The organism is Olivibacter sp. 47, assembly GCF_030372825.1.
Lineage (GTDB): Bacteria > Bacteroidota > Bacteroidia > Sphingobacteriales > Sphingobacteriaceae > Olivibacter > Olivibacter oleidegradans.
The window spans coordinates 2555670-2571066 of sequence record NZ_JAUCNR010000001.1; the positions used below are offsets into that span (position 1 = coordinate 2555670).

11 protein-coding genes and 1 pseudogene are annotated in these 15397 nt (G+C 39.7%); 9 read left to right on the forward strand and 3 right to left on the reverse strand.

Annotated features, from left to right (window positions below; all coding sequences use genetic code 11):
* Genes QT327_RS11005 through mnhG form a run of 5 tightly spaced genes read left to right on the forward strand, consistent with a single transcriptional unit; the run spans position 1 to position 3124 of the window.
* Positions 1 to 354, forward strand: a complete 354-nt coding sequence (locus QT327_RS11005; protein ID WP_289552903.1) for an NADH-quinone oxidoreductase subunit K — start codon at positions 1 to 3, stop codon at positions 352 to 354.
* The gene (locus tag QT327_RS11010; protein WP_130857351.1) at positions 344 to 1870 is read left to right on the forward strand and encodes a proton-conducting transporter transmembrane domain-containing protein; all 1527 of its coding nucleotides are present in this window, start codon (positions 344 to 346) and stop codon (positions 1868 to 1870) included. The genes QT327_RS11005 and QT327_RS11010 overlap by 11 nt, the downstream gene beginning before the upstream one ends.
* 47 nt (positions 1871 to 1917) lie before the next feature.
* The gene (locus QT327_RS11015) at positions 1918 to 2499 is read left to right on the forward strand and encodes a Na+/H+ antiporter subunit E (RefSeq protein ID WP_289552904.1); all 582 of its coding nucleotides are present in this window, start codon (positions 1918 to 1920) and stop codon (positions 2497 to 2499) included.
* Positions 2496 to 2765, forward strand: a complete 270-nt coding sequence (locus QT327_RS11020; protein ID WP_130857353.1) for an MrpF/PhaF family protein — start codon at positions 2496 to 2498, stop codon at positions 2763 to 2765. Before QT327_RS11015 ends, QT327_RS11020 begins: the two co-directional genes overlap by 4 nt.
* Positions 2765 to 3124: a monovalent cation/H(+) antiporter subunit G gene (gene mnhG, locus QT327_RS11025; protein ID WP_013666280.1), complete on the forward strand. Its 360-nt coding sequence runs from the start codon at positions 2765 to 2767 to the stop codon at positions 3122 to 3124. The genes QT327_RS11020 and mnhG overlap by 1 nt, the downstream gene beginning before the upstream one ends.
* A 5-nt stretch (positions 3125 to 3129) precedes the next feature.
* Here mnhG and QT327_RS11030 read toward each other — a convergent pair whose 3' ends face one another.
* Positions 3130 to 3972 (reverse strand): MBL fold metallo-hydrolase, encoded by an 843-nt coding sequence (locus QT327_RS11030; RefSeq protein WP_289552905.1) that lies wholly within the window; start codon positions 3970 to 3972, stop codon positions 3130 to 3132.
* A gap of 354 nt (positions 3973 to 4326) precedes the next feature.
* Here QT327_RS11030 and pckA point away from each other — a divergent pair, with 354 nt between their 5' ends.
* The gene (gene pckA, locus QT327_RS11035; protein ID WP_130857356.1) at positions 4327 to 5937 is read left to right on the forward strand and encodes a phosphoenolpyruvate carboxykinase (ATP); all 1611 of its coding nucleotides are present in this window, start codon (positions 4327 to 4329) and stop codon (positions 5935 to 5937) included.
* Between the two features lie 88 nt (positions 5938 to 6025).
* Here the strand turns inward: pckA and QT327_RS11040 are convergent, their stop codons facing one another.
* Positions 6026 to 8842 carry a S9 family peptidase gene (locus tag QT327_RS11040; protein ID WP_130857357.1) on the reverse strand — a complete coding sequence of 939 codons (2817 nt, stop codon included), beginning with the start codon at positions 8840 to 8842 and terminating at the stop codon, positions 6026 to 6028.
* Between the two features lie 206 nt (positions 8843 to 9048).
* Here QT327_RS11040 and QT327_RS11045 point away from each other — a divergent pair, with 206 nt between their 5' ends.
* On the forward strand, positions 9049 to 9375 hold the full coding sequence (locus QT327_RS11045) for a HesB/IscA family protein (RefSeq protein ID WP_013666284.1): 327 nt from the start codon (positions 9049 to 9051) through the stop codon (positions 9373 to 9375).
* Between the two features lie 16 nt (positions 9376 to 9391).
* Here QT327_RS11045 and QT327_RS11050 read toward each other — a convergent pair.
* Positions 9392 to 10587, reverse strand: a pseudogene (locus tag QT327_RS11050) (cysteine desulfurase family protein).
* A gap of 289 nt (positions 10588 to 10876) precedes the next feature.
* Between QT327_RS11050 and QT327_RS11055 the strand changes: the two are divergent.
* On the forward strand, positions 10877 to 13579 hold the full coding sequence (locus QT327_RS11055; RefSeq protein ID WP_289552907.1) for an alpha-L-rhamnosidase-related protein: 2703 nt from the start codon (positions 10877 to 10879) through the stop codon (positions 13577 to 13579).
* 4 nt (positions 13580 to 13583) lie between these two features.
* Positions 13584 to 15368, forward strand: a complete 1785-nt coding sequence (locus QT327_RS11060) for a chloride channel protein (protein ID WP_013666288.1) — start codon at positions 13584 to 13586, stop codon at positions 15366 to 15368.
* The last annotated feature ends 29 nt before the right edge of the window (positions 15369 to 15397 follow it).

The following is a 15397-nucleotide window of genomic DNA, read 5'->3' on the forward strand; positions in this document are numbered from 1 at the left end:
ATGATCATAGGAATCTCAGTTTTGACGGGTTTTTTATTTGCGGCCGGAGTTTACCTGTTATTACACAAAAGTTTTATGAAACTGATTGCCGGGGTTATTTTGTTTGGGAATGCCTGTAATCTGTTTTTATTAATTACCGGCAGTTTGGTAGACAGCCATCCTGCATTTGTTTCAGGAAATGATGGAGCGGTGCCCTTAGATAATATGGCGGATCCGGTTCCTCAAGCTTTTATTCTAACGGCTATTGTTATTAGCCTAGGTGTTCAGGCATTTGTAATCGTTTTACTTAAAAGAATCTACCAAACCAGTCATACCAATAATTTAGATGCTTTAACAGATACGGATGATGTTTAATGTCAATTCAATTTACCTTACGATAACGCCGCTCTTAATTTTTATGTTGGGTGGAATATTATGCTTGTTGTTTTATAAGCGTGTCAACATTCAACGGGCGGTTGTTTTGATTTCGACGGTGATTGCACTAATCAGCGGCGTAAAATTGGTAAAGGTATTGGCCCGTGAGGAGTTTTTAACCATGCAAGTTGGTGGTTGGGAGGCTCCGTTTGGTATCACACTCTTTGTCGATCGTTTTGCAGGACTAATGATCGCTATGACTGCTTTACTCGCCGTTAGTGCATCACTCTTTTCCTTTTCCGATTCCGTAATGCCTACGAGAAAAAAGCAAATCGGTTTTTACCCCGCTTTTATGTTTATGTTGGCAGGTATATCAGGGGCTTTTTTAACGGGCGATTTGTTCAATCTATATGTTTGGTTCGAGGTTATGTTGATATCATCGTTCGTGCTTATTACACTAGGTAGTAAAAAGGATCAATTACAAGGAGGAATTAAATATGTAATCATCAATTTTATTGCTTCATCGTTCTTGTTGTTAGCTATCGGTATACTCTATGGTACAACCGGTAATACCAACCTTGCAGCCTTAGCAGAAAGCTTACGGGACCCTGCTCTTCAAACTGTGACGCAATTAGCAGCGGTTTTGTTATTAGCAAGCTTTGGGATTAAGGCAGCGCTGTTTCCTTTTTATTTTTGGTTACCGGCTTCTTATCACACGTCGCCTATCGCTGTTATGGCTATTGTAGCGGGTTTACTAACGAAAGTAGGCGTTTATACGATGATCCGAACGTTTACTTTATTGTTTCCTCTACAACAATATCATTATTTGCAGGTTTTTATACTTATTATTTCTAGTCTTACTATGTTGATGGGCGTGTTCGGAGCTATTGCTCAGCGTGATATAAGAAAAGTGCTGGCTTATAATTTAATAAGCAAAATTGGATTTATAGTTTATGGTTTAGCGGTATATACACCGGCCGCAGTTGCCGGGGCTATTTTTTACACACTGCATCATATGCTGGTTAAGACCAACCTTTTTTTTGTGGTTGGTATCATAGGAAAGGCCAGAGGTTCTTATCGCGTGAAAGATATTAATGGTTTATACGATCACTTCCCGCGCTTGTCTTTTCTTTTTTTTGTACTCGCACTAACCTTGGTAGGTATACCGCCATTTTCGGGTTTTTGGGGTAAGTTTATGTTAGTGGATGCCGGCCTCTCTGTATACGATTATCGTTCTGTCGCACTGCTATTAATAGTCAGTTTATTAACCTTATACTCGATGATGCGTATCTGGGGAAAATGTTTTTTAACGAAATTCGATACGCGATTGGAACAATTGATCACAGAACGTGTTTTTATGAAAGAATATTACCAAGTATATATCGCAAGCGTTTTTCTGTTTCTTGTAACGCTATGGATCAGTTTCAGTCCATCATGGCTGATTGAGTATACACAAAGAGCTGCCGAGCAGGTACTGACACCGAGTGGCTATATTAACGCGGTTATGCAGCGATAAATGAATTTTTAATCTGAGTACGCATTCATACTTTGCTAAGAGAAATTATGTTCATTTTATTTATTATACATTTATTGGCAAGCTTTTACGCAAGTTATTGGATACTTGAGAAAATAACCTTTGTTCCGGAAACGGCGGGTGGCGCCTTGTTAGCTTTTCTTTTTTCTTATACCGTTTTTTGGGGACTGTTATCCGTTTTTCAACGGCGCTATTTTAAACTGGTAATCCAGCTAATGTATCTTTTAAAATACTTCATTAAAGAATTTATTCGTTCCAATGTGCGTTTAACAAAAGAGATTATTACGCCAAGGATCAATTTACGACCAGCGGTAGTAAAGGTACCTTTATCGCTTCATTCCGATATGGAAATAATGATTCTCACTAATATTTCAAATCTCACGCCCGGCACTTTGATCGTTGGAATTTCGGACGATAAGCGTTATTTTTTTGTGCACACCATTTATCTGGAGGGAGGGTCGTTGCCAAGCTTCAAGCAATATATGCAGGAAGGATTTGAAAAGAGACTGCTTCAGATTGCAGCCCTTTCGAAAGGCGTTAACACGATCCAAACGTCAGGAAAGGGCGACAATGAAGTCATGAAGAAAATAAACAAAACGAAGAAGCAATGACTATTTTTTCATATATTTTGTTGTTTTGTGTCTGCTTACTTGCTCTTTCAGTTTTACTCGCTTTATATAGATTTATTGTAGGGCCGAGTATAGCAGACCGATTATCTGCTCTCGATTTAATATCTGCCTATTTAATCGGGTTACTGGTCTTATATGTAATGTTTACGGACAAACTCATTTTTTTTGACGTTGCCTTGGTTTTTTCCCTGATCGCATTTTTAGGGGCCATATCATTCGCCTATTATCTTGTAAACCAAAGAAAGTAATGAACAATTTAACCTTAATTATCAGCGCCATTTTAGCCGCACTTGGTTCTTTTACCATGTTCGTTTCGGCAATCGGTTTATTACGGTTGCCCGATTTTTATAGTAGACTGTCCGCTGTTACGAAAAACTCAACTTTAGGCGTGCTCTTGATTATCGCTGCGGCTGTATTTTATTTCAATAACATTGAGGTACTATTAAAAGGGCTCGGCATCATGTTTTTCATATGCCTAACCTCACCAACTGCTGCTTATGTAATAGCGAAAGCGGCTATCCATATAAATGTTCCATTCTGGTATAAAACGAATCTAAAAGACTTTCAGGATGATCGTAAAAAGGAAAATTTAAATGACAACCATTAAAAAGTTCATCGCCAAATGTCTTGCAATTTAAAGGTTTTATCGAGCCTTAATCCTTTTTCTGTTTGTTTAAGTGTACAGCATTCAATCAACGGATCGTGTTCTAAAAACAGAATATAGTTATTTACAAAGGCTTCTTCTAGTATCGTTTTTTTCTCTTCCAGTGTTTTTAAGGGAAACATGTCATATGACATGATATAAGGCAACGGAATATGTCCAATGGAAGGCAATAAATCAGCCATATAGAGAATGGTTTTTCCATTATAGTTAATTTGTGGTAACATCATGGCTTCCGTATGGCCATAGGTGAATCGAATTTGGATTTCTTTTGTGAAAAAAGTTTTTTCATTTTCTTCGATAAATTGTAGTTTGCCGCTGTCCTGAAGAGGCAAAATATTTTCCTTTAAAAACGACGCTCGTTCTCTATCGTTGGGATAAATTGCCCATTGCCAGTGTTTTTGGTTTGTCCAGTAAGTAGCGTTTTCAAAGGCCGGGATTAATCTATCAGCTCGTCTTTCGACAGCGCCTCCGACATGATCAAAATGAAGATGAGTTAGCAGTACGTCGGTAATATCACTTTTTTGAAATCCGTATTTTGCCAATGAGTCATCGAGTTTGCTCCCATGCGGTTGATAATGACCAAAGAACTTGGCATCTTGCTTATCACCTAAACCTGTATCTATCAAGATTAACCGGTCACCGGTTTCTATCAATAAAAGTCGAGCAGCCCAAGTACACAAATTGTTTTCATCCGGTGGATTAGTACGTTGCCATATACTTTTCGGTACTACTCCGAACATAGCTCCACCATCCAATTTAAATAGTCCAGCTTCGATGGTATATAGATTCATGATCTTTCAACTTGTTTCTTTAATTGCTGAATATAATAAAAAAAATTAAATGAAAAGTTAAAAGCATGTTTTGGTGTATTTGGTTCATATGGCATTATTTGTTTTAATGACATTTATTGTTGTATAATTTTTAGGATTTATTAAATACATTGTTTGTTTAGCTGATATTTTTAATAAAATGATAAAAAAAATAAATAGGTGTTCTTTTTGTATAAGTGCTTATGTATTAAGGAGCTATAGTACTTGAATTGAAAGTGTATTTTGTACAATGTGTTGATTATTAGCTATTTTTGAATTTTTTTAATCTTTTTTAATGCTTAGTTTTGACCTGGAATTTCAACAAAACAAATTTATATGAACTCTACTATTTCTGAACCACTAGATTTAGGGAATCAAAAATTTTATCCGAAAGGAAAAATATTTTATCAATTATCTGTTCCTGCTTTAGTTGAACATGCTATATTGAATCGCGAAGGTGTGCTGACAGAATGCGGTGCTCTGGTTGCGGACACGGGGAAATTTACAGGTAGATCACCTAAAGACCGTTACATTGTGCATGATGATAAAACGAAGAGCACCGTTTGGTGGGGAGATATCAATCAACCGTTGGAGGCGAAGTATTACGGGCAGTTATTAACTAAAATGATGCATTATATGAAGGACATCGACCTTTACGTGCGCGACGGATATGTCTGCGCAGAGAAAAACCATCGTTTAACACTGCGAGTGATTACGGAGTCGGCTTACCAGAATATTTTTGCTCACCATTTGTTTATGCGGCCATCTCGAAATGAACCATTATCATCCATTAACTGGACCATCTTGGCAATTCCCGGTTTTGAAGCAATTCCACTGGTGGATGGTGTAAGAAGTGCGAATTTTGTTATTATTAATTTTACGGAGCAAGTGGTGCTCATCGGTGGAACAGGTTATACCGGAGAAATTAAAAAAAGTATCTTTTCAGTCCTAAATTATTTGCTGCCAACAGAAAAGGGTATTTTGTCTATGCATTGTTCGGCAAATGTAGGTAAGGAAAGAGGCGACACTGCCTTGTTTTTTGGTTTATCAGGAACCGGTAAAACAACCTTGTCTGCTGATGAGGCGCGAATGTTAGTCGGAGATGATGAACATGGATGGAGTGAAGAGGGGGTGTTCAACTTTGAGGGTGGCTGTTATGCCAAATGTGTTGGACTTGCCGAAGAAAAAGAACCACAAATTTTTAATGCCATAAGATTTGGCACATTGCTGGAGAATGTTTGCATGCTAGGGGAGTCGCGCATACCCGATTATAACAACATTAGCAAAACGGAAAATACGCGGGCGGCTTATCCGGTTCATTTTATTAAAGGGGCCGTTGAACCGGCAATAGCTGAACACCCAAAACATATATTCTTCCTCACGGCGGATGCCTTTGGCGTTTTGCCACCAATCTCGAAATTGAGCGTTGAGCAAGCGATGTATCACTTTATTTCCGGTTATACCGCTAAAGTGGCCGGTACTGAGTCTGGCATCATTGAACCAACCGCTACGTTTTCCGCCTGTTTTGGAAAGGCCTTTTTACCCCTACATCCTGCAAAATACGCAGCTATACTTGGCAAAAAACTAAAAACGCATCAAGTTCAAGTTTGGCTAGTTAATACGGGATGGATAGGAGGCGCCTATGGCGTCGGTAAACGTATTCCTTTGGTTCACACACGTAATTTGATTCAGGCAGCTCTACGGGGTGACTTGGATGAGGTTGATTACCAAACGCATTTGATTTTTGGACTTGCCTATCCAAGAAGCTGTCCGAATATACCGAGTGATATATTAAGCCCAAGAGACAGTTGGAGGGATAAGGAGGCTTATTTTGCTCAAGCCAATAAGTTAGCAGAAGCTTTTGCAGAAAATTTTAAACAGTATGAAGCAGAGATGGATATAAAGATTCTCGAAGCTGCCCCCAAGGTACAAATTGTTAGTTTATAAGAAAGTGGGGCGCTGTGTAATAGCGTCCCACCTTAACCTTACCTCTTGGAGAATGACTCGATGACGTTGGAGAGAGTTGCTGTTTAGCTTAATCGACCAGATCAAAGCCCCAATCAATACCCTTTAAGGTAGCAGGTATTCCCTTTTCCAACCAAACAGGTGCTGGTTTTCCTTTCAGGAAATGATCAAAAAACTGTTGTTCTCTGATTTGAATATCCTTTCTGTTTTGTCTTTTAACCAAATTATGTTCTTCTCCGTTATAATTAAGTAGCCAAACCGGTTTATTGAGACGGCGAAGCGCAGTGAACATTTCTATTCCCTGATACCATGGAACGGCACCGTCGTTATCATTAGCCATAATTACAACGGGGGTTTTAACGGCCTTAAGATGAAAGAGTGGCGAATTTTCTATGTAGAGATCATAACCCTCCCACAAATCTTTTCCTATGCGACTTTGCGTTTTTTCGTATTGAAATTGCCTGTTAAGGCCAGTAGACCATCGGATACCCCCATAAGCGGACGTCATATTAACTACAGGAGCGCCTGCCCAAGCTGCAGCGTACATATCGGTGCGTGTAATCAAATGCGCTACCTGATAACCACCCCAACTTTGTCCTTGTATTCCCAAATGCTTTTCATCTACCCAGGAGAATTTAGCCAGTTCTTTGACGCCGGAGTTAATATACTCCTCGGCGGATTTTCCGGGATGCCCAATTTCATAGCTAATATCCGGAGCAAACACTAGATACCCATTGCTCACAAAATAGCTTATATTTAGCCGTGAAGGAGTCGGAGCTGGAGGGATGTAGGTGTGTAAACCATCTGATAATTTCTCATAGAAATAGGTAATCATTGGGTATTTTTTCGCTTCGCTGAAATCTTCCGGTTTATATAGAATGCCGGTCGCTTCATGCCCCCCAGGCGTTGTCCACTTTACCAATTCGGCAGTGCCCCAATTGTATTGTTTTTGTTGCAGATTGATTGCACTTAACTTCGTTTCATTTTTAAATAGCGAAGCGGTCGCGTATAGATCGGGCGACTCTTCGTAATTTTCCTTCGTATAGATAATCAGTTTTTTATCGGTAGCCGCCAATATATTTTTATATGTGTAAGGAGCCATAATGAGCTCTTTTGGATCCCTTTTGTTGCGAGGGTTAGTTTCAAACCAGCCTCCATTTTTATTGATGTGATTGAAGGCACTTACCAAGAACGCTTCCTTTGTATTGATGATAATAGATTTATCGTGTTTTCTTGCTCCGGTTTTTGGAACAATATCTTCATATCTAAACGTAGTTTTCGTGCTTCTTCCTGCACCATTTGTCAATAGTCGTCTATCATCTCCCTGCGGATCGAAGCTCCAGATGTCATACTTATCGTAAATCAATACCTCTTTATCTTCTGCTGTCCAGCCGGCGATACCATAAGGTCGGGCAAAAGTAGGTGAGTCATTATCTTCGTCTGCAAAGCTTACCGGTAAATCGGTATTCAATATCTTCAAAAAACGCGTACCCACATCGTATGCGTTCCATTGCTGGGTGGCCATATCGTACCAAACGACATATTTTCCCAGCGGCGATAAATGGGCTTGTCCGTATATATCGGATGCGATTTTTACCTTGCTTCCGTCTACTGTAGAGATTAAATAAAAATCCTGCTTCGTATTGCCCTCCCATTGCGCAGCAATCCTTTTTCCGGCGTTGGTACTTCCAAAGGCATAAATATTGTCGGCGTCATCCGTTAAATCTATATCGGGGATGTCTAAAGACGCAAGGGGTATTACAATATTGTTTCTTTTTGGATAGATTACACTCAAATAGCTTTTAGCTAAATCTTTCTTTAGATTTACCAATTGCTGCGGTTGCAGGTAATCATCTTTCCAGTTCCAAATGTCCACGTTGGCTACTTCAAAATCGACAATTGTGGTATCTTTTACTCGGGGGATTGGCGCAATACCAAAGAAGAGCTTCTCGCCGTTATTGCTAAAGCGTAAATTGCCATCTCCGCTGACATTCCAGTTGGTGGGCATCCCAGCACTATTGATACTGGCAATTACATTGGCAGTATCCCGCTCAGATGTGTAATAATAAAGACTGTATGGTTTCTGAAGCGCTTTTTCAGGACTTTTTTCTGCAGCAAAGGCTAGTTGCGTACCGCTTTGGTCAAAGGTTATTTGCCGATAAGTCCCCCGTCCTTTGCTTATTTGTTTGAGCTTTTTCTCTTTGATCTCGTAAAGAAATAGACCGGCATTATTTACCGGAGCTTCTTTTTTTTCTGATCGAACAAAAACTAAGAAATTAGCAATGTTATCAAAAAAATAATCAGTTACTTGTTCAAAAATTTCTTCCTGCCCGGTAACCATGTTGCGCAAATGCAATATTCCTGCTTCGTCAGCCTTTTTGTCTTTGCTTTTATTGTCTTTCTCTGCGCTATCTGCTTTTAAAGCTTCTTTTTCTTCCAAATACGCTATATATTCAGATGACTCATCCGCTAATTTAAAAGATTTCACATTACCGGTTTTGTAGATGCTTTTGTCAAGAAGGGAGATAATTGCCAACGAATCTTTAGGCATTTCTTTTTCCTTTTTCTTCTTTATTTTAGCTTGTCTCGTTTCGGCAAACGATGGTTTGATCGCTGCAACCGCATATTGCGAATTATTAGTGAATACCCCATTTTCGCCCCTTGGCACATTCAAAATTACTTCTCCTGATGGGGTTGTGATAAAAAGATGAGCATCTCCTTCTTGAGGAGTAACACTATATAAGACATACTGTCCGTCAAGGCTTACTTTTGGTGATTTTATACTTTGCCAGCTATCATAGACACTATGGTCTAACGGTCTTTTCTGGGCGAATGAGCAAAGACAGATAAAGTTTAGGATAATTGTTAAATACACTCTATACACCATGTTGGATTGATTTGTCGGTAAATATCCGAAAAATATAAAATTCCATCGAGAAATCACCATTATTTTACATTGCCGATGATCGTATTAGTTTATTAACAAAGGCTTAGCTGATGTCTAATCCCTGTCATTTTCCGTTCGCCTTGGGCAATCGGTTTTTTATTTTATGGGGGATTCGCGATATTTGATGAAATATTTATTTTAATGATATGATAACTGTTACAGATAAGGCAAAAGATAGGATCAATGAGATTCTTCGTGAGGAAAAGTATGATGCATCATATTTTGTGCGGGTTGCTGTGGAAAGTGGTGGTTGTTCAGGACTTACCTATAAGCTTGATTTTGATAATGAGGAACGCACGGGCGATCAAGCTTTCGAGGATAAGGGCGTTAAAATTGTATTGGATATTAAGTCTTTTCTTTATCTGGCCGGTACAAAGTTGGACTATAGCGATGGGTTAACAGGTAAAGGTTTTAATTTTATTAATCCGAATGCCTCGCGCACCTGTGCTTGTGGTGAGAGCTTTTCAGTCTAATTGATAATATATTTTCTTATATTAAACCTGCTTCATGCATATTCCAAATCGGCGAAGCAGTTCTCAATTTGCTTACAGTGCTTCGTACAGAGTCGATCGTATAATCGATCTGTTGTTTTGTTGTGAATCTTCCCAAGCTGAAACGGAGAGCACTTTCCGCTTCTTCTTTCTTCAGTCCCATGGACAGGAGTACATGAGAAGGTTCTCTACTTCCGCTGGCACAAGCGGCGCCTGCCGACAATGCGAGCTGCGGTAGTTGCGCCATGATTTCGGTGCCTTTTATATAGCGAAAGCAGATATTAGAGACATGGGGCAACCGGTTCAAGCTATCACCATTTATTGATGTTTCCGGTAGTGTAAGCAAGGAAGTTTCCAAGTAATCCCGAAGTTGTTTTAATTTTTCAGATTCCTCTCTTTGGGTGCGGTCTGCCATTTCGGCTGCGGCACCCAATCCAACGATGCCTGGAACATTTAAGGTGCCCGCACGGAGATTGTTCTCCTGCTTTCCGCCCTGGAGAAGAGCCCCTACTTGGATCGGGTTATTTCGCCGCTTAATATACAAAGCCCCGACCCCTTTAGGGCCGTAGATTTTGTGTGCACTTAGTGCCAACATATCTATACCTTGATCCACAACGTTAACCGGCACTTTGCCCACTGCTTGCGTGGCGTCGCAAAAAAATAGAATGTTATGTTTTCTTGCAATGGTACCAATCTGTTCTATCGGGTGAATTACGCCTGTTTCATTGTTGCAAACATTAGGCATATTAAGATCGTATCTCGTCTTATGGCTTGATGCAGCTCATCTATTGAAATGTTACCAAGATGATCGGTTTTCAACTTCGTAATTTCGGCACCTTGATTGCTTAAAAAAGTACAGGTATCTAAAACGGCAGGATGTTCCGTGGAACATGTAATAATATGCTTACCAATGTGTTGATAATAATATAAGATTCCCTTAAGCGCCTGATTAATTGCTTCCGTAGCGCCCGATGTGAAAACGATTTCTTTAGGAGATGCGTGGATCAGCTTTGCAACCTGTTCTCGGGCAATTTCAACCGCTTCGGCAGATCTTCTTCCTAGGCGATGATATATGCTGGAGGCATTCCCGTAGGTTTCACTGAAATAAGGCAGCATTAACTGTAGGACAGAGGGGTCAACCGGTGTGGTTGCGCAATAGTCAAGGTAGATGAAATCCGAGCTTATATTAAACATAAGTAAGGTACTGTAATCGAATATTCTTAAAACTTTTTTTATAAGGACTTGTATTGATAGAAGCTCTTTGATTTGTAGAGCAGATTTTCAATACGAGCGCTTGCTAGTCTCAATAATGCTATTCAACGCTACATTGAAATCAATGCTAAACAAAGTTAACAAATTTTGATGGGTTTGATTGTACATGAATTTTACTTAGGTTTGCAGCAAATTTTTGAGATCTGCTTACCTACGCTGGCATTCTTCGTTAGAGCCATCATCTCTTGGGTAATCAAGCTATTATAATAAAATGAATAGAAGATCTAAGTATCTTACCTTTATTGTTGCCACCGTATCTGCCTTACTATCATGTGGTAAAAATTTCAATAAAAACGAAATTTTCCAATCGGAGGCTTTTGCACTGTATGGAGATCGAGTTGTCCAGGGTTCGTTTGAAGCGAAGGCGATATCTCCGACAGAACTGGTAAGTAACTACAAAAGCCTGTACTACGATACGCTTAGTCCGCGCATAAATTTTAAGTTTAGTATAAACGGAAAAGATAATGAGCTTCCTTCGGGGATTTATCATTCCGTTGTTGTTCTACCTGAAGAAACAGGAGAGAAGATTGTTTCAGTTAAATTTGGTAAACCCTATAAGGATGAAACGAGTATACCTCCACGAACCTACCTTGCTCCGGGGACAAAAGTGAAAATCAAGCTCGACCTAACGGAAATTTTTGCAGCATTTGAAAAAGAGGGATTTTATACAAATTTTAACGGGCTAAAAATTTATGAAGAAGATTTCAACCGCGTTTATGTTGCTGGCAATATCAAACCTCTTCTATGGGATTTTGATAATTTGGTCAATCATCCTGAATTGGAAATGAAAGACCATGACGGAGATCATATCTATGAAATCACTTTGACCTTTAACCACTCTAATAGAAAAAGTAATCAGAATACTTGGAAATTAACTCGAGATATCAGCTCATTTCCGATTTACTCATCGCCTTACCCACTGTTAGATGCGCTCCATAATATGGCGATAGAAGAGCTTCTGGAGAAAGTGCAAGGAGATAGCACTTTGCAACTGAAAAAGAAGGGGAGCACAAATAATTGGAATCATGTTAATTATAGCATCATTCTTTCATTGGCAGCAATTGCACCGGAACTGGCAAAGAAGAATTTAATGCAACAGATTCATGATGGGCAGTTAGCACAAAGTGAGGGAACGGGCGGTGCATACCCTATTTCAACAGACCGAGCTTTGTGGGTAATTGCGGCTTGGGAAGTTTACAAAGTCACCGGTGATATAAGCTGGTTGAAAAATTGCTATCGAATTGCAAAAAATATCGTTGAAGAAGACCGTTTGTTGGTTTTCGACGCCAATAGCGGACTTATGCACGGCGAGTCTAGTTTTTTAAACCAGCGCGAGCAGAGTTATCCGAAATGGATGCAACCGACCGATATTTATGAGTCTATGGCCATAAGCACGAATGCAATACACTACGGCGCTTTAAGTAGTCTTTCTGCTATGGCTAGACAGATGTCGAAAAACAAAGAGGGTAGTAAATATAAAATTTGGGCGGACAGCTTAAAAACCAATATAAATAGGCACCTTTGGATAGATGATAAATCGCGTTATGCACAATACCTGTATGGCAGCGTAAACAAACTCCCTTCGGAACGATCGGATGCATTAGGGAATGCCTTGGCTATTTTATTCAATGTTGCTGATGTTGAACGACAGAAAGTCCTGGTGGAAAATATGCCTATTCTGCCATTTGGGGCAGCTTGCATTTATCCGCAGACAACTTTTATCCCAACTTATCAGAATAATGCTATTTGGCCATTTGTACAAAGTTATGTCGCTATGGCTGCTGCGAAGGTATACAATGAACAATCCGCCTTAGCCAGTTTAGCGGCTATATATAGAGCGGCAGCGATGTATCTTACGAATAAGGCAAACTTCAGAGCTGATAACGGGAATTATGAACCGACTTTAGCCAACGAGGACGGAGCCTTAAGTAGTCTAGCGGGAAATCTGGGATTGATCTATCAAGTCTTCTTCGGATTTCAATTTGAACCCGACGGACTTCGATTACGTCCGTATATACCTAAAAAGCTACGGGGAGAAAGAAAGCTAACAGGATTTAAATATCGGAATGCAAGCTTAGATATTACATTAAGTGGTTACGGTAATGTCATTACGTCTATCAAACTTGATGACGATGAATTAAAAGAAGCCTTTCTTCCAGGAAATATCAAAGGAAAACATAAGCTAACAATTGTATTGGGAGACAATCAAATACCGCAGGGAAAAATTCATACAACACCCAATTACTTTGCAATAGATATGCCTGCCCTTCGTTATGATAACGGTAAGCTAAAATGGCGTATCGTTGAAGATGCTGTCAATTATAAAGTGCTCAAAAACGGAAGAGTACAAACATTAATTGATCAAAACGAGATTAACATCAACCAAAACGAGTTTGCAGAATATCAAATAATCGCAGTCGATTCCGCAGGTGTTGAATCATTTGCAAGCGCTCCCTATACCGTATATTCACCTGAAGCAGCACAAATAATTGAAATAGAAAGTTTTGGAAAAATATCAAAAGAAAAAAAGGTAAAGGGATATTCGGGTAAAGGCTTCATCGATTTGGCGCTCCCTGCAAACGATTCGTTAACCTTTATCGTTAATGTTGCGGATACCGGCCTTTACGCTATTGACTTTCGTTATGCGAATGGAAATGGAGACATAGGAACAGGTGAAGCGTGTGCGCTAGCAAGTCTGGAGAGTGTAAAACAGTCGTTAGGAGGGGTGGTTTTCCCCCAAAGGGGAGGTGGAGAGTGGTCTGATTGGGGTTTTAGCAATAAAGTGATTGCCAGGTTAAATAAAGGAGAACAGCCGCTAAAACTTATTGTGCCAAGCAATGACGCTGCTAATGTTAAAAGAATACATAAAAGAAGTGCATTCATTGACTATATTAGAGTAATAAAAACAAAGTAGTATTTTGGAAGCAAGGAAGGGTATTATTTACAAAATCAACCAATGGCGTATTCAAAAAATTTCCAATCGGAATTTTTTGGTGATTTTAGCGGTCGTTGTCGGCCTAATTGGTGGTTTAGCCGCCTCTGGTTTGAAAGCGCTCACTCACGGAATTGCTGCATTTCTACAGAATGATGTACAGTCGGAATATAAATACTATCTATACCTGTTTTTCCCCCTCATTGGGATATTACTAACCGTTATTTACGTTCGTCGCTTTATTCGTAGAGGAAAATTTGAGCATGGCATTACACCGATCCTGTATGCCATTTCCAGAAAATCGAGTCGGATTGAAAACCATAATGTGTACTCTCAAATCATCACATCTGCTCTTACCGTGGGATTTGGCGGATCGGCAGGATTGGAGGCTCCTATTGCTTATAGTGGTTCGGCCATTGGATCCAATGTTGCACGGTTTTTTGGACTTAATTATCGTGAAGTAACGATGTTGTTGGCCTGCGGTGCTGCAGCAGGTATAGCCGGGGCTTTTAACAGTCCTGTTGCAGGTATGGTGTTCGCAATAGAAATTCTATTGCCTGAGTTTTCAATTCCCGCCTTTATCCCCTTACTTATGGCTGCCGCAACAGCATCGGTAGTATCGAGAGTGTTATATAGTGAGCCATTATTTTACTTGGTATCCGATGAGTGGGTTCTGCCTGCCTTATTTTTTTATGTAGTTTTAGGCGGGCTGGTTGGATTGTTTTCCATTTATTTTACCAAAGTTGATGGTTGGGTTAAAACTTGGTTCTCCGCTGTAAAGAATCCCTATCATAAAGTTTGGTTGGGAGGACTTAGTTTAGGGGTGTTAATATTTGTCTTCCCCGCTTTATATGGAGAAGGATACATCGCCATTCAGCAGCTTTTACTTGGTAAAGCCAATTCATTGCTGGCCAACAGTATCTTTTCTGATTATAAGCATGTGGGCTGGATGGTAATTGTTTATAGTCTTATAACTGTTTTTGCTAAATCTTTCGGTACACTTATTACGCTAAATAGTGGAGGAAATGGCGGAACTTTTGGACCTAGTTTGGTTATGGGAGGACTTCTGGGTTTTGTTTTTGCCCACGGTATCAATCTTACGGGGTTAACTTATCTTACAGAGGCCAATTTTATTGTTGCCGGTATGGCCGCCGCCTTAAGTGGCATTATGCATGCACCGTTGACGGCTATCTTCTTGATCGCTGAAATAACGGGAGGCTATACATTAATGGTACCTCTTATGATTGTATCGGCTATTTCTTATTTTATTAATCGTGCCACAGTTAAGTATTCGATCTATACAAAAAATTTAGCCATACACGGTGATTGGCTTTCTCATGAAGATAAAGATAAAACGGTTTTGAGAATGATGAAACTACGCTATGTCTTGGAAACGAACTTCACTGTATTACATCCCGATGAAAAACCGGTAGATCGGCGGTCAGATATCATTCATACCAAAAGAAATATTTTTCCTGTAGTAGATGAAAATCGGAAATTACTGGGCGTCATATACAGCGAACGCTTATTTAGCATCCTGATGGGAGAGGAGGTAACGGATAAAACGATGAAAGAGCTGGCTCAAGCTCCTCTAGATGTGGTAAGAATGAACGCCAATATGTATGATGTTATGAGGAAAATGGACCGGGAGGATATTTGGATCCTACCTGTCTTGGATGATAATGATCGTTATATGGGATTTGTTTCTAAATCTGCTATTTTTAATAAGTACAGAGCTTTGCTGGTGAGGCAAGGAGCCTATTTAGATTAGCCCTTTAAGTCTTTCTACGATCCCGTTTA